The 23,161-nt window shown below is 26.5% G+C and carries 20 protein-coding genes and 1 tRNA gene; 3 read left to right on the top strand and 18 right to left on the bottom strand.

Annotated elements, in window-relative coordinates:
- Positions 1-69: 69 nt before the first annotated feature.
- From hypE to hypA, 14 genes are all read right to left on the bottom strand, one after another.
- The gene (gene hypE, locus KQY27_RS03835) at positions 70-1,086 is read right to left on the bottom strand and encodes a hydrogenase expression/formation protein HypE (RefSeq protein WP_224425257.1); all 1,017 of its coding nucleotides are present in this window, start codon (positions 1,084-1,086) and stop codon (positions 70-72) included.
- Positions 1,087-1,743: 657 nt separating this feature from the next.
- On the bottom strand, positions 1,744-2,655 hold the full coding sequence (locus KQY27_RS03830) for a hypothetical protein (RefSeq protein ID WP_224425256.1): 912 nt from the start codon (positions 2,653-2,655) through the stop codon (positions 1,744-1,746).
- 124 nt (positions 2,656-2,779) lie between these two features.
- Complete coding sequence (locus KQY27_RS03825) at positions 2,780-3,652, bottom strand: hypothetical protein (RefSeq protein ID WP_224425255.1); 873 nt, start codon at positions 3,650-3,652, stop codon at positions 2,780-2,782.
- Between the two features lie 10 nt (positions 3,653-3,662).
- Positions 3,663-4,529 carry a hypothetical protein gene (locus KQY27_RS03820; protein ID WP_224425254.1) on the bottom strand — a complete coding sequence of 289 codons (867 nt, stop codon included), beginning with the start codon at positions 4,527-4,529 and terminating at the stop codon, positions 3,663-3,665.
- A gap of 159 nt (positions 4,530-4,688) precedes the next feature.
- Complete coding sequence (locus KQY27_RS03815) at positions 4,689-5,639, bottom strand: hypothetical protein (protein WP_224425253.1); 951 nt, start codon at positions 5,637-5,639, stop codon at positions 4,689-4,691.
- Between the two features lie 392 nt (positions 5,640-6,031).
- The gene (locus KQY27_RS03810) at positions 6,032-6,712 is read right to left on the bottom strand and encodes a thymidylate synthase (protein ID WP_224425252.1); all 681 of its coding nucleotides are present in this window, start codon (positions 6,710-6,712) and stop codon (positions 6,032-6,034) included.
- 238 nt (positions 6,713-6,950) lie between these two features.
- Positions 6,951-7,910 carry a methionine synthase gene (locus KQY27_RS03805; protein WP_224425251.1) on the bottom strand — a complete coding sequence of 320 codons (960 nt, stop codon included), beginning with the start codon at positions 7,908-7,910 and terminating at the stop codon, positions 6,951-6,953.
- Positions 7,911-8,000: 90 nt separating this feature from the next.
- Complete coding sequence (locus KQY27_RS03800) at positions 8,001-8,309, bottom strand: DUF1894 domain-containing protein (RefSeq protein ID WP_224425250.1); 309 nt, start codon at positions 8,307-8,309, stop codon at positions 8,001-8,003.
- Between the two features lie 30 nt (positions 8,310-8,339).
- Positions 8,340-8,798: a DUF1890 domain-containing protein gene (locus KQY27_RS03795; RefSeq protein WP_224425249.1), complete on the bottom strand. Its 459-nt coding sequence runs from the start codon at positions 8,796-8,798 to the stop codon at positions 8,340-8,342.
- Positions 8,799-9,095: 297 nt separating this feature from the next.
- The gene (locus KQY27_RS03790; RefSeq protein ID WP_224425248.1) at positions 9,096-10,175 is read right to left on the bottom strand and encodes a hypothetical protein; all 1,080 of its coding nucleotides are present in this window, start codon (positions 10,173-10,175) and stop codon (positions 9,096-9,098) included.
- Positions 10,176-10,382: 207 nt separating this feature from the next.
- Positions 10,383-10,455: transfer RNA gene (locus KQY27_RS03785), tRNA-Ala, on the bottom strand.
- Positions 10,456-10,672: 217 nt separating this feature from the next.
- On the bottom strand, positions 10,673-11,713 hold the full coding sequence (locus KQY27_RS03780; RefSeq protein ID WP_224425247.1) for a DUF354 domain-containing protein: 1,041 nt from the start codon (positions 11,711-11,713) through the stop codon (positions 10,673-10,675).
- A gap of 176 nt (positions 11,714-11,889) precedes the next feature.
- Positions 11,890-12,543 (bottom strand): hydrogenase nickel incorporation protein HypB, encoded by a 654-nt coding sequence (hypB, locus tag KQY27_RS03775; RefSeq protein ID WP_224425246.1) that lies wholly within the window; start codon positions 12,541-12,543, stop codon positions 11,890-11,892.
- Between the two features lie 83 nt (positions 12,544-12,626).
- Positions 12,627-13,001, bottom strand: coding sequence for a hydrogenase maturation nickel metallochaperone HypA (gene hypA, locus KQY27_RS03770; protein ID WP_224425245.1), 375 nt, complete (start codon positions 12,999-13,001; stop codon positions 12,627-12,629).
- Positions 13,002-13,380: 379 nt separating this feature from the next.
- Here hypA and KQY27_RS03765 point away from each other — a divergent pair, with 379 nt between their 5' ends.
- Together KQY27_RS03765 and KQY27_RS03760 are read left to right on the top strand one after the other, a co-directional pair.
- Positions 13,381-13,890 carry a nitroreductase family protein gene (locus KQY27_RS03765; RefSeq protein WP_224425244.1) on the top strand — a complete coding sequence of 170 codons (510 nt, stop codon included), beginning with the start codon at positions 13,381-13,383 and terminating at the stop codon, positions 13,888-13,890.
- 254 nt (positions 13,891-14,144) lie between these two features.
- On the top strand, positions 14,145-15,077 hold the full coding sequence (locus tag KQY27_RS03760) for a ribose-phosphate diphosphokinase (protein WP_224425243.1): 933 nt from the start codon (positions 14,145-14,147) through the stop codon (positions 15,075-15,077).
- A gap of 453 nt (positions 15,078-15,530) precedes the next feature.
- Here the strand turns inward: KQY27_RS03760 and lonB are convergent, their stop codons facing one another.
- A complete protein-coding gene (gene lonB / locus KQY27_RS03755) occupies positions 15,531-17,423 on the bottom strand; it encodes an ATP-dependent protease LonB (protein WP_224425306.1) in 1,893 nt (630 codons plus the stop codon).
- Positions 17,424-18,376: 953 nt separating this feature from the next.
- Between lonB and cobQ the strand changes: the two genes are divergently transcribed.
- Positions 18,377-19,963: a cobyric acid synthase CobQ gene (gene cobQ, locus KQY27_RS03750; protein WP_224425242.1), complete on the top strand. Its 1,587-nt coding sequence runs from the start codon at positions 18,377-18,379 to the stop codon at positions 19,961-19,963.
- Positions 19,964-20,086: 123 nt separating this feature from the next.
- Here the strand turns inward: cobQ and KQY27_RS03745 are convergent, their stop codons facing one another.
- From KQY27_RS03745 to KQY27_RS03735, 3 genes are all read right to left on the bottom strand, one after another.
- Positions 20,087-21,238: a thiolase domain-containing protein gene (locus KQY27_RS03745; RefSeq protein ID WP_224425241.1), complete on the bottom strand. Its 1,152-nt coding sequence runs from the start codon at positions 21,236-21,238 to the stop codon at positions 20,087-20,089.
- A 24-nt stretch (positions 21,239-21,262) separates the two neighbouring features.
- The gene (locus KQY27_RS03740) at positions 21,263-22,312 is read right to left on the bottom strand and encodes a hydroxymethylglutaryl-CoA synthase (protein WP_224425240.1); all 1,050 of its coding nucleotides are present in this window, start codon (positions 22,310-22,312) and stop codon (positions 21,263-21,265) included.
- 565 nt (positions 22,313-22,877) lie between these two features.
- A partial coding sequence (locus KQY27_RS03735; protein WP_224425239.1) for an anion permease occupies positions 22,878-23,161 on the bottom strand: 284 nt, incomplete at its 5' end.

The raw sequence follows: 23,161 nt of genomic DNA, 5'->3' as shown, positions 1-23,161 counted from the left end.
ATATTCTATTAAAATTTGCTATATCTATATTCTATGAATTTATATTAATTATTAATAAATTATAAATAATCAGCATACTCTAGGAACAGGATCTGCAATAGGAGATTCTAATATTCTTTGTCCACCTACAGCAGTTTCTATTAAAACATGATTATTATCACTGTTAATAACTTCCCCTACAATAGCTGCATCTTTACCATATTTATCCTTAGATATAGCTTCTAAAGTTTCTTCAGCTAAATCGCTTTTAACACCCATTACAATCTTTCCTTCATTAGCTACTTCATATGGATCGATTCCAAGCATATCAGAAACAGCTTTAACTTGTTGTTTAACAGGAATTGCTTCATCTTGAAGAAGAACACTAACATTAGATTTAGTTGCCATTTCATTAATAGCATTAGCTAAACCTCCCCTAGTAGGATCTTTCATTGCAGTTACTCCTCCAACTTCAAGAGCTTTCTCTACCATACCCCAAACAGGAGCAACATCAGATTTAAGGTCTGTTTCAAAACCAAAACCTTCTCTAAAAGACATTAAAGACATTCCATGATCTCCAATACTTCCAGTTAGTATTATTTTATCTCCAACATTTAAACCAGAATCACGAACAGCTTTTCCTTTTTCAACAACCCCAATACCAGTAGTAACAACAACCATTTCATCAATCTTGTCTTGTTCCATTACTTTAGTATCTCCAGCAATGACTCCAACATCAGCTTCCCTACAAGTTTCATCCATAGATTTAATTATTTTATCAAGATCTTCGATAGAGAATCCTTCTCTAATAATCATTGCATTTGTTATAGCTAAAGGTTTAGCTCCCATAACAGCTATATCATTTATAGTTCCAGCTGCAGATATTCTTCCAATATCACCACCTGGAAAGAAAAGTGGGTTGATTGTATGACCATCAGTGGTAACAACAATTTCTTGATCGCCTAAAGGAATTGTAGCTCCATCATCAAGAGCATCTAATCCTATTCCTCCATTTACAGACTTTTTTGATAAATTATTAAGAATGGTTTCAGAGATAAGTTTTCCCATAACTTCTCCACCAGCACCATGAGACATTCCTATTTTCATTATATTCTCCTTAAAAATTATATAAATATTATTTTAAAAATATTATTTTAAATCTTATATTTTATTTTAAACCTTATTTTAAATTTTTTTATTAAATTTTTAATAAATTGTTTGTAATAATTTAATGTTATGATATATACTAATAAATTTAGTAATAGTCAAATTCAACATTTAACCAATAAATAATTTTACTATTTGATTAACATATCCTCTTAAATCAAGGTATAGTAATAAAATAAGAATTTTTTAATCTTAAAATTATCAATACAAATAACTATGTAAATACTGTTACTATACATTAATCAATTATTATAATAAAATATTAGTTATCATCATTATTAAATTTATGTAAATATTCAATCATTAAAATTTTTAATATATAATTTTATTTATAAAATATTTATAAATAATTTTTAGATAGAATATAAATATTTTTAAATTAAAATAAAAAATAATTAAATAATTTTTAAATTGAGTTATATATTGTTTTTAGTTAATATAAAAAATAATTATAAGAATATTATAAATAAAAACTAAAAAAGAAAAAATAAGAAATAAGAAAGAAAATTTATTTTTAATTATAAATTTCTTTGAAATAATCCACAATAGTTAAATTTATTTCAATAAAATCTACTTTTTCTTCCTCATTAAATAGGATTATCCTGCTACCCTATATTTATCCGAAGGAATTGTAGGTTTAAAATTATTAAGAGAATTTTTAGTAATAATTTTTTTATAAACATTCAAATAATGTTCCAACGGAAGTAAATTCTTTTCAATATAATAATAGCTTACACTAGCAACAACGGCCGGATGTGATATACCTTCTCTTTCACAGAATATGTAATGTGAATTGATTTTGAAATCTAACCCATTTCCTATTTTTTCGATTATGATAGTTCTAAAAATACTACCTTTTCTAAACTTAGTATTCTTTATAATATTAGAGTCTTCGCAAAATTCATTAATAATTATCCTATTTCCATTGATTTCAGCTTTCCACGAAGATTTAAAAGGATTATTTGGTCGTAGCTCGTAGTCAAGATATTCATCGGGAATATGAATATATCCAAAACCTTCGTCAAAAACTCCTTTTTTAATGGTATTATTAAGCATTTTTGGTTTATAAATATTTAAATAATAAGATTTAGGACCATGTTTAGTTCTAACATATCTAACAGTTCCTTGTGAAGATATTTTCAATTTATTCTTAGCAATTTTTTTTATTATAGTTTTCTTAATAGTGCTTTTATATTTTCCTTGAGAATAACGACTGAAAACAGTTACACTTTTGCTTGAACTATAAGATTTCCAATGAATTAGCTTAAGATTCTTATTAGACTTCGATTTTTTAATAGGTAAAACAGATTTATTATCAATTATAACATTAGATGCAGCACTACTTTTAACCTTAAGATTTTTCGAAATAGTTCCCTTATTATTCATATCATTAATAGTTGCACCTTCACTCACACCAATAAAACTAAAGGTAACAACAACCATAGCTAAAAGTAGAAGAAAAGAAATAAAAAAATCTTTCCATCTTATATTTTTTTCAAAATAATTCATATAGTCTCCCCTTAAATCAATTTTTTAATTTTTATAATGTTTTTCTTATTCCTTTTAAAAATTTAGATTAAGAATAAATTTTTAATACTAAATTATTTTCATCAGGATTTTGACAGCTCTTTAATTAATTATTATTTCTTTTAAAACCAAAAATACCTAAAATAGCTATTAAAAATACTATTAATGGCAATGATGGAACACTTGTTTCTTTCATCTTCCCATATACTACTTGAGAATTATTTCCTGATTTATCTCCAACTTTAGGAAAATTAGAACCATAATTTGATTTATTGATACTTAAATCTTTTGGAGAAAATAAATCAGAATTAGATTCAGGATCAGGAGTATATTGTATAATATTAGGGCTTGGTATAATATGAGGATAATAAGGATAAGGTTCACTTATATAATAATCCCCATATACTGAAACAGGTTCTAAATCAATGAAAGAACCATTATCAAGAATACTCGACTCATTAAATACAGCCCCAAAAGTCACAAGACCAAAAATATTAGGAGAATATAAATAATGAATAATACCATTTTCATTTGTAATAAAAGAAGTTGTTTCATTCCCAATAATCAAATATACTATTTGATTAGAAAGAGGAGAATTATCCTCCTTATAACGAAGAGAAACATCTAAATATAGATATGATTTACTACCTCCACATACCATCATAGTAGCTATATTTGCACGAGTAACATTAAACTCTAAAATAACATTACTAGACTCATTATATCCTCTAATACCCCCATATAGACCTAATATAGGTTTACTTAAATTACCATCAATAATTGACTTATTATCAATATTTGAAAGATTTTCAATAGATTCATTAATATTTTTAGAATCAGAACTCATATTAATTGTTTCATTATTAGTTGCTCCTTCACTCACACCAATAAAACTGAAGATAACAACAACCATAGCTAAAAGAAGAAGAAAAGAAATGAGAAAATCTTTCCATCTTATGTTTTTTTCAAAATAATTCATATAACCACCATTAATTCACAGAAAACATCTTAACCATCTTTGGTTTAAAGACTTTTAGATAATATTTTTTTAAAGGTAGATTAGACTTAACATTATAAATTTTATGTTTTATTATATCCCCATTTAATTTATTCAAACTACCAATTTCAATTCTAATTGTGTTTTTATTAGTTTTTTGAAGAGTAATAGAAGGAGAATAATATTCATAACTTCCATCTGAAACATATGTTACTTTATCTGGACCATACATCTGCCACTCTATAGGAGCATTATCCCAATAATTCTGCTTAATATAGAGGATATTTGGAAACTTTGTATAAGTTTTAGCTATCCAATCTATTCTATGTTTTACTGAATTTATATTATCTGGATTTGTTTCATTGTTTGTGTCATTATAAGGTAGAATAGCTTCAAGTTTACCTTTATCAAAAACTATTTCTTTATAAAAAGCTTTTTTATCAATTTTACTTGTAAATTTTGTTTCAATATATTTCCAGTAAAAAGCTCTTACACTTAGCTTTGTTTTATATATTTTTGTTTTTGCTATTTTAGGTTCTGATGAATAAGTAGTTGTGACTTTTATTCTATTCTTTTTAATTTTCTCTATATCATAAAAGACAATTGCATTGCGAACAGCTTTAGTTTTCTTGTTTTTAAGTTTATATTCATTATAAACCATTATATCATCATTTTTACCTTGAGAATATCTATGGGCATACCATGAAGTATAAACCTTATAATTTTTATTATCAAATGTTTTATGACCTTCATCAAGCTCATATGATGGTGGTGCACATGCAGACACAGAAGAAACTACAGCTATAAAACTAAAAAAGAGAATTATAACTACTATCATGTGTTTATATTTTGTTTTCATATTTTCACATCCTTTAATGGATTATTTAACCATTTTATTATGTAGTTAATAAATTATTAGTTCAAATAATGAATTGAACTAAAAAATAAGTCCATTGATAATAGCTAATTAAATATCTAGTTTACACTAGCTAAATAAGATTTAGCTATTAATAATTGTTTAAAAAGAGTTTAATGGTTCTTTTCCATTATCATGATGTTCCATGAAAATTGTTATAAAAAACAAAGCAGAAAAAATAGGGTTAGGACGCGACTCCAATGATTTAATAACTGAAATATCTTCATTAATAGCTATTTTATTAAATTCAAGATTAGATATTTCATTTAAAAAATTATTATATTTTTCAATACTGGTTCCTTTAAAATCCAAATTAGAGTTAGAAATTAAAATTACTAAAGGAGGATTGATAAAATAATTATCATTATAAATATTACTATCAGTATATTCATTATAATTAGAATTATATGAAAAAGCAGAGAAAAAACTATTAAAATCCCTATTACCTGCTTTAATAGAATTTTCTCCAATTTTTTCTAAACTATCCTTTTTATTTAAAGGATAAAAGGCATTACCGCCTCCATAATCACCATATAAAAGTTCATTATTATAATTAGAATGATAAAAATTAGGAGAAAGAAAATTAGAGATAGAAGAATGATTAGCAGAAAAAGAAATAGATGTGGCTTTTGAAAAATGAGTATTATCTAGTGAAGCTAATTTAGAAACCGAATGTCCATTAGAAGAAGTTGAGACTGTAACACCACCAGCACTATTTGGTGAGCCAATATTTATATTATTAGTACCATTAGAACTTTCATTATCATTTGAATCATTACTTTCAATAGAATCATTTCGATACTCAGAATCATTCTCCAAAACAAGATTATTATTATTATAGACATTATGGATATCATTATTGGTATTATTATCTAACTCATCCAAATCATTATCTAAATTATTTTCATCATTTTTTCCAAAAATAATTTCACTATCAGAACCATATACATTATTAATGGAAGAAAAAGATAATATGACAAACAATATCAAAAGCCCGGCTAAAAAAAAGAAAGATATTCTTTTATTGCCACATATTTGTTTATTGGTTTCCATATTATCACTATATCGCTCTATCAATCACAATCAAAATTATTAAATTTAATTATATCATAACATAAAATTATGAATATCAATATTTAATATTAAAAAACTACTATTTAAACTTTATTGCTTGATTTAACCATTCAAAACTAATATAAACTAATATATAAAATAAATAAATAGTAAAATAAAAAATAAGGACTAATTAATAGAAAACAATGCAAAGTAAATGAAAAAATAAAAATTACTTAATAGAAAACAATACAAGTAAATGAAAAAATAAGAAACTATAGAAATTATATGAATATATAATAAATAATTAATAAAAATAAAATAAGAAAAAAATAAGAAAAAAATATCTAAAATAAGAAAAATAAAACTAAATTAAAAATCAACAAATAATTTTATTCTAACAACTTATTAGCTTCTGGAAAATTAACTTCATAAATATGAGCACTGATTGAATGGATTGTAATTGATCCAATAGGAACATCAACTCTTTTTGAAACATATTGAGCTAAATAAGTTAGACCTACAGCATTTGGGAACCATGCCCCATAAATATCATGACTTCTCCATAGAGCAGTTGTATAAAGTTTATCATCTCTTATTTTAAAGTCAACAAGGATCATACAAGGAACTTCATCATTTTGAGTATCAATCACTTGATCCCATGTGATAGAAATAGCTCTTCTTGATTCTCTGCAATTATTAAGTCTTTTAATTGCTTCATCGATCTGATCAACTTCATCAAAATGAGCTCTGAGACGGTTTCCATATGTATAAATAAAACCTTGTTTGTCATCGCTGATGAATTGTTCACTATAGGTTTTAAGCTTATCTCCTCCCCAAAAATAACCTTCAGGAACTTTAATATCTAAAATATCAGATACTTTAGATTTAATATTGAAAAAATCACCACTATTTGCCTTACCTAATGGTTTTTTGATGGATACCATTACATTTAGGATTTCTTTAGTTAATGATCCCCTTTCATCATTAACATCTTTACCTTCTTTAATTATCTTTTTAACTAATGTTTCCCATCCATCTGCTATTTCATCAACTTCTATTAAAGTAGCCATTATATATCTCCAAACTTTGATCAAAAAAATATTTTAAATTTAATTAAAAATAATTTTAATAAAAACTTATTGCAAATTCAATAATTATCCCAATTAGTTTTAACTATGATAATATTTGAGATACATTATATATGAAATTAATGTATTTTATAATATAAGCAATTTTTAATGATTATATTTTTAATAATTATAATAAAAAATAAAAATAAATAAAGAATCCAGAAAAATAATAAATGTATTAAAACCTATTCATAGCTTCAACCATGTTTTTAAGTTTAGAAAAGGCAACATTATCTGAAAGTAGTTTCATACCACAGTCAGGATCGATTAGAAGATTTTCTTTCCCTATTATAGATATTCCTTTCTCGATTATGTTAGATATCTCATCAATAGAATCAATAGTTGATTTTTTAGTATCAATAACACCTAAACCAATCTTTTTATTAGCTGTTTTTAAATCATTTGCATATTTAGCTAAAACATTTAGATTACTATGATGACCTGCAAACTCACAATCAATAATATCTACATTAAAAGCTATAATATCCTTAAAAACAGATTTAACATCTCCACATGAATGAAGTGCTACAGGAATAGCTATCTCATCAGCAATAATGTCAATAGCTTTTTTAGCTATTTTCATATCAATTAAACCAGTGGAAATAAAAGGTTCATCTATTTGAATTAGTTTTGCACCAGCTTTTTCAAGAGAAGCACATTCATCCATTAAAACATGAGCCATATCCAAGATAGCAGTGTTTTTATCCTTATAAATTGGGCCTAATTTAGAAGATTGAACTATGGTACATGGACCAGTAACAATACCTTTAACACCTTTTTTAGCTTTTTCATCATCAGTAAAGTTTGAATTTTTCAGGAAGTTATTCATATATTTAATAGCTAATTTTAAATCACTAGCTCCAATAGATTTATGATGTTTAGCTATTTTAGAATTGATAACATAGGTATTTCCTTCAATTTTAAACCCAGGAACACTTTTTGTAAACAGTTCAACCATTTCCCCCCTAACTTGACCATCAGAAATAATATCAATTCCTGCAGTAAGTTGAGATTCAACAGAGTGTTGAATAGCTATTTTACAAGGATCATGAGTACCCACATATGATAAAATCTTGTTTTTCCTTGATTTTCCTTCTTTTTTATACACCGGATAGCTACCAACAACAGTACTAATCATCTAATTCCTCAAAAAGTAAAAGTAAAAATAAAAACAAAAATAAAATCTATAATTTGATAATAAGAAAAATTATAGAGTAACTATAACAATCTATTTATCAATAGCAATTTTTCTAATGTTTTCAATTTCTTTAATATCAACAGGTAATTCAATAGCTGCAGTTCCATGACAAGGTTTAGTATAAGAAATAATTATAGTTCCCTTATCATTATTAATTCCAACAGGAATTGGAGGAATTCCAATAATACGAACTCCAAGAACTTTATCACCAGGATTTATATAAAGAACTTCATCAGCTTTTTCTTTTATAATTTCTGCACATTCTTTGAATCCTGCTCGTGAAAGTAAAACTTCATAATCATCAGACTGCTGAAGATAAGTCTCTAAACAAAATGACATAAAATAAACACACCCATAATAATCAAATAATCATTGTAATTCTTTTAAAACTTTATCAAACTTAACTCTTAATGGAGTTGGATTATGGAAAGCTCTCACAGATACTATTTTAGCATCGGTATTTTCAGCAACCATATTTTCAAATTCTTCTATTAATTTTGTATCTTTTTCAAATACTAAAGCTATAGCTTCACATTGTAGAATATGGTAGAAAGTAATGAAATAAGAAGCAGCAGCATCTTTATGTACAAAACCTACTAATAAATCATATTGTCCTTGTTCTAAACCATCTAAACAAGATTCAATATCCATTTTATTTTTCACATAATACTCATCAGGATCTGAAACTTCTAAAAGTTTAGCTGCAGATGGAGTACTGGCTATAGTAACTTCATAGTCCATTTTAGCTAATTTTTGAGCTGCATAAATAGCTATTGGTGTTTGAGAAGGAGATTCTGGACATCCCAATAATATTAAAGCTTTTTTCATAATATCGTCCAAATAACTTTATAAAAAATTTTATAAAATAAATAATATAAACTAAAAGTTAATATAATCTATTTTCAATATTTATTTAATTTTAAATATTTAGTTTATAATTTTATCTTTTATAATATAATTTCTTTATAATATAATTTATATAAAAATATAATTTAAATTAATCCTAAATACTTAACCTATAACATAATATTCTAATTTTTATATAATATTATATAATCTAAATATATAATCTACATACAATTTATTTTTTATGTTTTCTTATTAAATATTTATAAATATACTATGTCAATCACGTTTTAAAGAAACAACATGAGCAAGTACCATAGATGCCAAGAATATAAAAGTTAAAAGTGCAGTACCATTGATAGAACGATTGAATATAAATAATCCTATCAATGCTTGAGCTATGAAAGCCGTAAGCGACCCTATTAGAAGAACTTCCTTACCTAAATATTTTTTATTGTTTTTCTCCCTCTTTTCCCGGTATTCTTTTAATATCATAAGCCCTACGATTACCGTGAAAATAGTAAAACCTACAAGACATACTAGACCTAGATAACCGAAATCAAATGCATAACCAAAAGTTCCAGGGAGCATATAATCAATAGCATCTTTTTTTGATACTAAAATACCATAAAAGAGCGGAAATGGCAACCCAAACATGATAATTAGTGACATTGGAAGACTTATATATCCCGATGCAAAACCTGTATCTTGAGCTCCCCAATAGGCAGAACCCTGAGTATGACCAATTAGTTGAGTATTATGTAGAACCATTTTTAAACTTGCAATAGAGTTTGTTTCAAGTCTTGTAATCCTTAGTAATGGTGAAAATATTTCCATATGTGTTACCATTGAAATCAATTGTAAAGCAGCAAATGCAGCTCCACCTAATCCTAAAAATATCAAAATTCTTTTAACTGTTAAGAAAGATTTTTGTCTAAATGATTTAGATATTAAGAAATAACCAATGAATAATCCTAAAATCCAAAGTAATAAGAAAGATCTGTGCATCAATCCTCCAAATACAGTTACACCAATTAATAGACCAAAAACTAATTTTTGTAATCCTTTTACATTAACTCCAGAATCTTCCATTATTTTTAATGAAGCTAAAGAAGTTATTATTGCTAGAAGTGCAATTGGTCCAAAAGGATGAGTAAACTCATTTTGTCCAAATGAAGTAAATAAAAGTACTAAATCTGCTCCAAAAAGAAGTGTAAACCCTACAGATAAAAATAAGGATAAAAATGTAATTATACTAAGAGAAATTGGAACTAAATTAAGTGTAAATGTAACTAGTGCAAAAATTATCGCACCTATTTCTAATATAAATTGAAAATGATTTTGAGCTATTAAAGGCATTGAAAACTCCCATAAAATTGATGTTGTAATAATAATCTTAACAGTAATTAATAATATTAATAATATTAATAATTATAATAAGTAATAGTATTTATCTATAATATAAATATATTAAGATTTCACTTTATAAAAAGTTTTTCCATTAAATCTATTAATAAATCTTAAATATATAATATATTTTTAATATTAAAAATAATAATTAAAAAATGGACTGACCGGGATTTGAACCCGGGGCCTCCGCCATGCCAAGGCGACGATCTACCATCTGAGCTACCAGCCCATACTATAGAAAATTTGTTTTTAAACTATTTAAATTTAACTAATAAAAAGATAAAAATTAAATGAATAAAAATCAGATAAAATAGATTAAAAATGAAAAAATATAAAAAATAAATAAAAACTATATAGAAAATAGATAAAATAGATTAAAAATTAAAAAATTAAATAAAAAGAATACAAAAAAAGAATACATTAATTAATAATCAATAATTCATTATTTATTTTCCATTTTTAGCCAAATCATAAACATTATCAATAATTAATTGAAATAAATCATCATGTTGAATTTCATTATGATTTTTATGATTTACTAGAAAACTTAAAGCTTTATTTATAATTTCATCAGTATCATTAGATCTAAACATTAAATCTCGATTAATATAATATTGATCAACAGATAAAGGAACTCCAGGATAACAAGATATAACAGGAGTGTGTAAAACAGCAGCTTCCCTATTCATAGTTCCCCCAGCACCAATAACAAGATCGCACTTTTTAATTATGCTTGAAGTATCTACAGGAGGTTTAAGAATTGTAACATTTTCTATACCTTCAAATATATCTGCTTGTTCTTTAAATCTAGGAAGTATAAGAATATTTGCATATTCTTTTAAAACATCAACTATTGGTGAAAGAACTGAAACCCTACAATCAGCATCAAGATAAGAAGCAAGAGATGGTTCAGGCCTCATTAAAATTGTTTTTGAAGAAGTTAGATTCAAATTCATATCATCAAAAATATCTTCATTATAATTAAAACTCTTAAAATGGATAATTTCAGAAGTTCCGTTATATCTAATAAGTTTATTAGGATCTGCCCCATAACCAATTAATTTCCACATATCTATTATTCTTGGAGCTATAAGACGATCACATAAAGGGAGAGTGAGTTTATTAGCTGCTTCAGCATGTTCATTATCTAAAACATAGATACTAGGGATTCCAAGACCAAAAGAAATACGAGGCAATTCAATTGAATGTTTAGAAAGAGCAACATCAACTTTTTCATGAGCAACTATATCAACAAGATCATTGACTCTAGCAGTACTTTCTTTTAGCTTTTCATGTAGCTTTACTCCATGCTTTCCAACAGAAATAAAGTCAAAACCATACATATCCATTAGTTTATGAATATCTCCAAATTGTCTAGCAGTGATTATTAGATCTTCACCTTCATCTTGAAAGTATTTGATTATATCTTTAAAAAATCTAACATGTGGAGCATTAGTTATATCTATCCATATTTTCATAATAATCACCTTATGACACTATATTTTTATAAATGAGATATTAAACTTTTTTAAAAAATTTATAATAAATTTTTATAATAAATTCTTACAACGAATTATTAAGTAAATTATTAAATAAGTTCTTAAATAAATTTTTAAATAAATTTTTATAATAAATTCTTATAATAAGAACATATTTTTATAATCTAGGTATTTTTAAATTCTTCAATAGCTAAAATGATTTCTTCTAAACCTTGACCTTCTTTAAGACTACTTTTAATAACTTTAACATTAGGGTTAATATCATGAACGTCTTGGACCATTTTGTCACTATTTGCTCCAACAGCATCAGCTATGTCCACTTTATTAATAATAACAAGATCTGCACCTTGGAATATTAAAGGATGTTTCTCTACAGTATCATCCCCTTCACTAACACTAATTACCACTATTCTCATATGAGAACCTAAATCAAAGTCAACAGGACAAATAAGATTCCCTACATTTTCAATGAATAAGTAATCAATTTTATCCATAGGCATATCATCAAGAACATGTTCAACAAGATGAGCATCAAGATGACATTCTTTTCCAGTATTAAGACCTACAACTGGAACATTATGACGTTCAAATCGGCCAGCATCAAATTTACTTATTACATCACCAGCTATAACACCGATTGAACCATTCATATTGTCAATAAGATCTTCAATAAGAGATGTTTTTCCAGAACCAATAGCTCCTACAAAATCAACACAAAAAACATTATTATCATCAAAAATTTTTTGGTTTTTATCAGCTAACTTCTTATTAGCTTTCATTATATTATGTTGAACTTCAATTTCAGCTACTTTATGCATAATAATCATTCCTTTATAAGTTAGATTTAAAAATTAAAATTAATTAAATTTAATTAAATTTAATTAATTTAAAAAATATTCAGTTAATCATCTGGTTTTTCGATAACTATATTTTTTACAATACAATCTTTACCATTAGTAACATTAACAAGTTTACTTTCACATTTAGGACATTCCACAATAGGAGAATAATGATCAAGATCATCTCCATTAGCTATTCCTATATAATCACATTCTTTACATTCAATTTCAATAGGAATTTCTTCCATAGTAAATTTAGCACCATTAGCTATAGTATCCTCACTAAGAACACCAAGCATGAATTTTACCTGCTCAGGGTTAAGAAGAGCTAATTTTCCAATTTCAACTGTAACTTCTATAACTTCAGTAGCGTCACTTTGTTCAGCATTTGCAATAACAGCTTTTAAAATACCATCAGCCATTGATAATTCGTGCATTATCCTACCTCTTAATAATAAATTTAATATTAGATTTAATACATTTAATAAATATTTAATACATTTAATAAATACTATCATTTCAGATATTAGTTAAAATAAATATAATAAAATATAATAATTAACTATTTAGAACACATCTATAATATATCTTTCCAATTATTATTTATTATTATTTATTATTAATATAAAAAATTTAAAAATAATAATAAAATAAAAACTGCAAATAAAAAACTAAATAAAAAACTAAATAAAAGCTGTAAATAAAATCTACAAATAGAACTTATAAATTGAGATTTTAATAGAAATTTTAAAATAATAATTATAATAAAAATTATAACAAGAAATATATTATACAATAAAAAACAGAGGCGAAAATATGGAAATAATAAATAAAAGAAGAAGTATTCGAAAGTATCGTGAAGATGAAATTGAAGATGAAAAAATAGACAAAATGATAAGGGCTGCAATGCAAGCACCAGGTTCTAGAATGGGACAAGAACCATGGGAGTTTATTGTTGTTAAAAATAAAGACACAATAAAAGAATTGAGTAAAATGGACCATAATTCAAAAATGTTGGAAGGTGCAACACTAGCTATTGTTCTTATAGCAAATATGGATAACTCACATTTTAAGAAAGTTTGGCAGCAAGACATGGCTGCTGCAGCAACAATGTTACTTCTTGAAGCTAGCTACTTAGATTTAGGTGCTGTTTGGGTTAATGTTGCTCCACATGAACATAGGATGAAATTTATAAGTGAATTCTTCAACCTTGGTGAAAATTTAAAACCATTTAATATGATTAGTATTGGATATCCACAAGAAGGTCAGGAAAATAAATTTGTAGATAAATATCATGAAGAAAGAGTCCATTATGAGAAATATTGAGATTATATTAAAATATTATAATATACAAAAGTTATAAAAATTATAAAATTATAAAATTATAAAAATCATTAATTTATTAAAAACATATTTGGAATTATATAAAAATATAAAAAATATTAAAACTATTAAAAATATATTTTAAATTATATAAAAATTATTAAAAATACTTGAAATTATTAAAAACATATAAATTATATAAAATTATAAATAAGAAATAATACAAACTATTATATTATAGTTAAATGGTGATATTATTGATAATTGGTGGTTCAGCTTCCCAAAAATTAGCAGCTAATGTTGCAGAAGAACTTGAAGATTGTTTATGTTCAATCGAAACTAAAAAATTTCCTGATGGAGAAAGATATATTCGAATCAAAGGGAAAATTGATAAAGAAGCAGTGATTGTTCAATCAACAGGCTATCCTCAAGACGAAAATCTAATTGAATTACTCTTTCTAATTCAAAATTTAAAAGACCTTGGCTGTGAAAAAATAAAAGTTGTTATTCCTTATTTTGGATATGGAAGACAAGAAAAAAGATTTAAAGAAGGAGAAGCTATTTCCGCAAAAATTGTAGCTAATTTAATTGAAAAATCTGGAGCAGATGAAATATTATCAATAAATCTTCATGAAGATAGTGTAAGAGAGTTTTTCACCATTCCAACTAAAAATATTTCAGCTATGGGAGCAATTGCTGAATATATTGATAACATAACTGAAGAGCCAATTATTATAGCTCCTGATAAAGGAGCCCTTAGTTTTGCAGAAGAAATAGCTAAAATATTAGATTGTAGATGTACTTATATGAATAAAGTCCGTCTTGGACCAGATAAAGTTGAAACAAAAATAGCAGACATAAGATGTGATTTTGATCCTGATGATCCTGAATTAAAAGATTTAAAAAAGAATGAAGAAAAAAAAGTAGACATTCAGTCTGTAGAAGGCAAAGAAGCAGTTATAATCGATGATATTATAGCTACAGGAGGAACCATAGTAAACGCTATTGGAATCCTCAAAGAACACGGAGCTAAATCAGTTAATGTTTGTTGTGTTCATCCACTTCTTGTCAATGATGCAATACTAAAAATATACGCTGCTGGAGCTAAATCAATAGCTGGAACCAATTCATTGAAATCTGAAGTTAGTTGTATATCAATAGCTAAAGTAATTGCAGATGCTTTAAAATAATTATATCTTTTCATTATTTATTTTCTTTTTAATTATTATCTTAAAATTATCTTAAATTATAATTAATTAAATATTATTTTATTTTCTTTTTAATTATTATCTTAAAATTTTTTAATTATATTTTTAATTATATATTAGCTATATATTAACTATATATTATTTTATTTTCTTTTTAATTATGAATATCCTTATTCACATTGTTTTATTCTTATTTAATCTATTCTATTTCTAAAAAATTAATACAAGTTTTTTAGCAATTATATTTATTTTATTTAAATATTAATAAAATTATTTTAAAAATAATGAAAATTATTAAATAAAATATAAAAAGAATTAAAATAAATAAAAACAAGTTAAAAATGAATAAATATTAGAAATAAAATAAAAAAAGAATTAAAATAAATAAAAATAGAAAAAAGAAAAAAATTTCTATATGTATATAGTGTTTAAGATTTAAGACTTAGAAGGTGCATCACAGCTATTTAAAGGCCTATTAGGAACTTTATCAACTACTGCACTACTAATTTTTTTCATTTTCTTAATTAAGCTACTTTTTTCAGTACATCCAATAAGGATATTCTCTAAAACATCACTTAAAGTATCAACAGGAATGATTTCAATTTCATCCTCATACTTCTTCTCAATCATGACATCTTTCATGTTAGATCTTGGAATTATGACTTTTTTGATTCCTGCTTCAGCTGCAGCTTCAATCTTACTAGTAGCTCCACCAATTGGTAAAACATCTCCACGAACACTAAGAGAACCAGTTAAAGCAACAGTTTGATCAATTGGAATTTCTTCAATAGCTGAAATAACAGCTGCTGCAATTGAAACACTTGCACTATCTCCTTCAACACCATCATAAGTTTGTAAAAACTGAATGTGAATATCATATTGTGAGATATCAGTACCAGTATGTTTTTTAATAAGTGCACTAACGTTTTGAACAGATTCTTTAGCTATTTCACCAAGTTTTCCAGTAGCAATAATTTTACCTTCTTTCCTACTCTGAGCAGGGGCTGCTTCAGCAGCTATAGGTAACATTAAACCACTTCTATCCCCAATAACAGATAATCCATTAACCATACCAATTTTTCCACCTTCTGGATTGAATACAGCATATTCTTTTCTTTGGGAAATAGATCTATCAGCTATTTGCTGTTCTAAAGTTCTTGAGTATTTTTTAGCTGTTAAAACATGCTCAGCTTCAACAAGATTAGAATTTTCTTCTTTAGCCACATCTCCTGCGGCTCTAACAAGACCTCCTAAATCTCTTAATTTGAGAGTTAAAGATTCTTTTTTACCAGCCCTACGTTTAGCTTCTCTTATTATTTCATCTAATGCATCTGGAGAGAAATGAGGAATTCTACCATCATTTTTAACTTCTTGAGCTACAAATTGAATGAGTTTTTTCCTATTATTTTCTGTATCAGGCATATTATCTTTCATAAAGACTTCGTAACCATAACCTCTAATTCTAGAACGCATAGCTATATGCATACCTTCAAGAACTTGTATATTACCAGAAGCTACAAGAACGAAATCACAAGGAACTGCTTGAGAACGAACCATTGCACCACTACTATTTTCACTTTGACCAGTAATGGAATATTTTTTCTCTTGCATAGCTGAAAGAAGTTCTTGTTGAGTTTTCATTGACATTGTACCAATTTCATCAATGTATAAAACTCCACGATTAGCTTTGTGAATCATACCAGGTTCAACACGCTCATGTGCCGGAGTTCCTAAACCTCCAGATTGATATGGATCGTGGCGAACATCACCAAGAAGTGCACCTGCATGAGCACCAGTAGCATCTTCAAATGGAGAAAATCTTTTTTCAGCATTATTAACTAACAATTTTGGAGCCATAGTCATGTTCTTTGGTTTTATTTGCATTGATATAAAGAATATGAAAACAGCAGCTAGAATTGCAAAGATTAATTGACTTCTATACATGAAACCAAGAGCTAAAACACCTGCAATTAAAATCATTGTTACAAGAAGTTTTTTCTCTTCATAACCTTTTGTAGTATTTTTATTAGCCATTACAATTTTTTTACCCTCACCAGAAGGAACAGTTCTAATTAAAGGATTATTTGAATCTTCAGCATTAGGATAAACTAATACATCTTGAAGTACTTCAGGAGGAAGAAGTTCTGCCATTCCTTTAGCTATCATTGATTTACCTACACCAGGATCACCAATAAGAAGAACATTTCTTCTTTGTTTAGCTGCCTTTTTAATGGTTTCAACAGAATCTTCATGACCAATGACTTGATCAATTAAAAGAGGAGGTACATCAATATCTTTAGTACTTCCAATATTATCATAATCTAACATTGGTTCATCATTTTCATGAGGAATTACTTTTTCATTATTTGCAATTAGCTCATCATTAGATTTTTCATTTGGTTTTTCATCAAAATCATCTGATTCTTTTTCTAAATTATCTTCTTGAAATTCTTCTTCAGAAATATCATCATTCTCCTTTATTTCAGTAGAATCATGGTTATTATTAGTATCAAATGTAATTTTAATCGCCTCTTTCTTAATCGAAGTTTTATCAATATTCAAATCATTATTAACATTTTTATTAACATAATCATTATCATCAGCAAAATCAGATGATATCCTATTGATTTTCATATAGTTACCTCAATTAAGTTTGGATTTAATTTTTGATTAATTTTTAATTAATATTTAATTATTAAATTAATCTTTATATTTAATTTTTTATATTAATAATTTATATCATCACTTTAATTAATCTTTTTATTAATAATTAATCATTATTAATTTAAGATTATTAATATTACTAAAATGATTTTAAAGATTATTTGTATTTCTTATATTAAATTATTATATGTTTCTTTCTTATATATAAATTATTGTATTTTAGTAAATAAAAGTAATTAAAATAAAATATTCATGAAAAATATATGTCGAATATATGAAATATATAGAAAATTTACAAATATATTTGATGTTTATATTTAAATATTTTTAATTATATTTAAATCTTATAATAAAACTGAAAATAGTAATATAAAAATAAGAAAATAAAAGAAGAAAAAAACATGAAAAATTTCAAAAAATTAATTTTCAAAAAATCAATATCAATTTATAAATTATCAAATATTGTTAATTTTATATATTAATTAATTATAATATCTAATATAAGTTATTTAATATTATTAAATATAATAAAATAAAATAAAATTTTAAAAACATATTTTATTTAAATATATATTTCTATTTAATATAAAGTTTTTAAGCATGAAAAAGGTAAAATTATGGCGAAATGTATAATGGTTCAAGGAACTTCATCAAATGCAGGAAAAAGTGTTATGGTAGCAGCACTTTGTAGGATTTATTCACGAAGAGGATATAAAGTAGCACCATTTAAATCACAAAATATGTCACTAAACTCATATACCACAAAAGAAAATGGAGAAATAGCTATTGCACAAGTTCTTCAAGCTGAAGCAGCTGATATTGAACCAAGTATTCACATGAATCCTATACTCCTTAAACCAAAGGGCAACTTTACATCACAAGTAATAATTCAAGGAAAAGCAATAGCTGATATGAATTTTTATCAATATCAACATGATTTTAGAGATAAAGCTTTAGCTGCAATAAAAGAGTCATTAGCTATATTAGACTCGCAATATGATATAATAATTATTGAAGGAGCTGGATCTCCTGCTGAGATTAATATGAGAAAAGAAGATTTAGCTAATATGGAAATAGCTCATATGTCAGATGCCGATGTTTTTCTTGTAGCAGATATTGATAAAGGAGGTGTTTTTGCTTCAATAGCTGGAACATTCTCTCTTTTAGATGATTATGACAGGTCTCGACTTAAAGCAGTGATTATTAATAAATTTAGTGGAAATCTCGATATACTTATGCCAGGAATAGAAAAAATAGAAAAAATAATAGATGCACCAGTTCTTGGTGTTTTACCTTATGATCATGATCTTCAATTACCAGAAGAAGATTCTGCATCATTATTTGAACATAAATTCAATCCAAACAAAGAAATAACAATTGGAGTTATTCGTTTCCCAAAAATAGCTAACTTCACAGATATTGATCCATTTGAATTTGAAGAAGATGTTGGTTTAAAACTTATTGATATTAATGAAAGTATAGCTGATGAAAAAGGTAATACTAGTCTAGATGCAATTATATTGCCAGGAACAAGAAATACAACTGAAGATATGATAGCTATAGAAAAATCAGGATTAGCTGATCAAATAAGAAAAATAGCTAAAAACAATCCCCAAATTCCAATTGTAGGTTTATGTGGAGGATATCAAATTCTTGGAAATAGAATATTTGATGAAAATAATAGAGAATCACAGAATGGTTCTGTAGATGGACTTGGACTTTTAGATATAGAGACTCACTTCAAACATAACTCATCAGAAGAGAAAATTGTTGAACAAAGTGAAGGAATAATATTAGATAAATCAAGTGAAGAAAATAGTTCAAATTCCTCTGATATCTTTTCATCAATTACAGGCGAAATAATTACAGGATATGAAATTCATGAAGGAACAACAACACTATTTAATGAAGAACCATTACTAAAAATAGAAAAAGGCATAGGAAACAAAAAAGAAAAAAATAAAGAAGGATTATTTGATGGATCAAAAAGAGAAAATATATTTGGCACCTATTTCCATGGAATATTCCATAACTATAATTTTAGAAGAGCCTTATTAAATTATATTCGAGAAAACAAAGGAATAGAACCAAAATTTGGTGAAGATCCTTATGAAACAAAAAAAGATTATTCAATAGATAAGTTAGCTGAAATAGTTGAAAAAAACTTAGATATGGATTTTATTGATAATTTAATAAATAAATAAAAAATAAAAATAAAAAACTAAGAATACTAAAAAATAAAATAATAAAATAAAAATTAAAGTAAAAATAATAAAAAAGCAAAAAAAAAAGCTATTAAATAAATTAATAGCTACCTAGGATTTAAATTACCTAGATAAAATATGTACAGCAGCTGTTCCACCAGTACCACCAATATTGTGAGTCATACCAATTTCAGCCCCATCTACTTGGCGTTTGTCTGCTTCTCCTCTTAATTGCCAAACGATTTCTGCTGCTTGAGCTATTCCTGTAGCTCCAAGAGGATGACCTCTAGCTTTTAATCCACCAGATGGATTAACTGGAATTTCTCCACCAATATGAGTAATACCTTCCTCAACAGCTGGGCCACCTTGACCTTTTTCAACAAATCCAAGATCTTCAATAGCTAAAATACCATTGATTGAGAAACAATCATGTACTTCAACTGCATCAATATCTTTAGTTGTAACACCAGCCATTTCATAAGCTTTTTTAGCAGCTACTTTAGTAGATTCAATCGTAGTAATATCTTTTCTATCATGTAAAGTTATTGTATCAGAAGCTTGAGTAGAAGCTTTAACATAAATTGGAGTGTCAGTATACTTTCTTGCATCTTCAGCAGGACATAAAACAACTGCAGCTGCTCCATCAGTAACTGGAGAACAATCAAGTAATGTTAATGGGTCAGCAACTACTGTAGAGTTTAAAACCTTATCAACAGTAATTTCAAAAGGATATTGAGCTCTTGGGTTTTTAGTAGCATTTCTATGATTAATAACAGAAAACTCAGCTAATTGTTCACGAGTAGTTCCATATTCATACATATGACGTCTAGCCATCATTGCATAAAGTGATGGGAAAGTTACCCCTTGTTGAGCTTCCCATTCTTGGTCAGATGCAGTAGCTATAGCAGGTGTTGCATCCACAACATCAGTCATCTTTTCTACACCTGCAGAAATTACTATATCATGATAACCAGAAGCAACAGCCATAACACCTTGTCTAAGAGCAAGACCTCCAGAAGCACAAGCTGCTTCAACTCTTGTAGAAGAAACAGGATTTAATCCAGTATGATCAGCTATAAGAGCTGCAATATGTTCTTGTTGGATAAATAAACCTGCAGTCATGTTTCCAACAAACATTGCATCTAAATCATTTCCTGCTATGTTTGAATCTTCAATAGCCCCAAGTCCTGCTTCAGCTATTAATTGTCTAAATGATGAGTCCCACAATTCTCCAAATTTAGTTTGTGAAACACCTATAATCGCAACATCTCTCATATTATCTTTTCCTCACAATAATATTTACATTCTTAATTTACCTTTATACTTAGCATAAACTGCATAATCAACGTAAGATTTATTTTCAATCATTTTTTCAAGTTTAGGAGCTAATTCTCTCTTTTCATCAATATTTTCAGTAACATTAATAGTAAATGCATCACTACCAGAACCTGAACCATATGAAATAGCCAATATTTTATCTCCAGCTTGAGCTTTATCCAAAATAGAAGCAAGACCAATAGGTGTAGCTCCAGAATAAGTATTTCCAATAACAGGAGTTAAAAGACCATCTTTAATCTGATCATTAGTAAATCCAAGTTTTTTACCAACTTTTAAGTAAAATTTACCATTAGGTTGATGGAAAACTGCATAATCATAATCACTAGCTGTAGTTCCAGTTTTCTCAAATATACCTTTTGCTGCGCCTTCTACATGTTTAAAATATGCAGGTTCACCAGTGAACCTTCCACCATGAGATGGATAAGGTTGACCTTCTCTCCTATAAAAATCTGGAGTATCAGTAGTAAAACTAAAAAGTTCACCAAAATCAGCTATTGAACCATTTTTTGTTCCTTCTTTTCCAATGATATAAGCTGCTCCACCAGCTGATGCAGTATATTCAAGAGCATCTCCAGGAGCACCTTGAGAAGTATCAGCACCAATAGCTAAACCATATTCAATTTTGTTTGAGTCAACTAAACCAATAGCTGCTTGCATACCTGCAGTACCTGCTTTACAAGCAAATTCAAGATCTGCCGCAGTCATAGCAGGTGTTGCCATTACAGCTTCAGCTACAATAGTTGCTGTTGGTTTAACTGCATAAGGATGAGATTCAGAACCAACATAAACCGCTCCAATTTTTTGAGGATCAATTTGTGCCCTAGCTAACGCATTTCTTGCAGCTTCAACAGAAATTGTAGCTGTGTCTTCATCAGGAGCAGGAACAGATTTTTCAGTTACCACAAGCCCATTTGATATTGCTTTTGGATTATCTCCCCACACCTTAGCTATTTCTTCGACTTTTATCCTATATGATGGCACAAAGGCTCCATATCCTATAATTCCCGCCATAAAATCACCATAATTATTTTTTAAGTATTTTGTAATTATTTATAAGTTATTTGTAAATTATATGTAAATTTTCCGTAAAATTACTAATTGTAAAATTACTTGTAACTTTTTAAATTATTTAAAATTAATTAAAATAATATCTAATCCATATTATCTATAATATATCTAAATATCATATTATATATAATATTATATAGTATAATATATCCACAATAATATTTAATGTTATAAATATTATCAATAATATTATCTAATGTGATAATTTTTATTTTTATAATATATTAATGTTTCCTTATAAATAATTTAAAATTAACTTAAAATTAACTTAAGAATATTTGATGAAAAATGAAATATCTTAAATATATGAAAATATCTTAAAATATCTGAATATATATGAAAATATTTGAAATGATATAAATATTAATCTTTAAGAAATAAAATTAGAAATTAAAAAATTAAGGAAAAAATAAAGGATAAAATAATAAAATAAATAAAATTAAAAAAATAAAAAATAAAATGAATATCTCAACTTGAACTACAAATTAATTCAAGTTAAAGATAAAATTTAAGCCCCTAAAAATGGTTTCCCTATTGTGAAAATAATTATAATAGATAAAATTGCACCTATTATAACTAGTGGGAAACCAGCCTTAAATATTTCTTTTATTTTAACAAAGCCCGTTCCATAAGCCATAGCTACAGTTGGACCAGCTGTTGGTAATACATAGGATAATGAACAAGCAATAGCTACAGGAACTGCGAAAGTTCCAATTGGAAGACCCTGAGCATGAGCCAATGTCACAGACAATGGAACCAAAATAGCTGCAAGAGCCACATTAGACATTACTT

This window comes from Methanobrevibacter sp. TMH8 (assembly GCF_020148105.1).
Lineage (GTDB): Archaea > Methanobacteriota > Methanobacteria > Methanobacteriales > Methanobacteriaceae > Methanobinarius.
The sequence above is the reverse complement of the archived record's forward strand: the minus strand, read 5'-3'. Positions and strand labels throughout refer to the sequence as shown.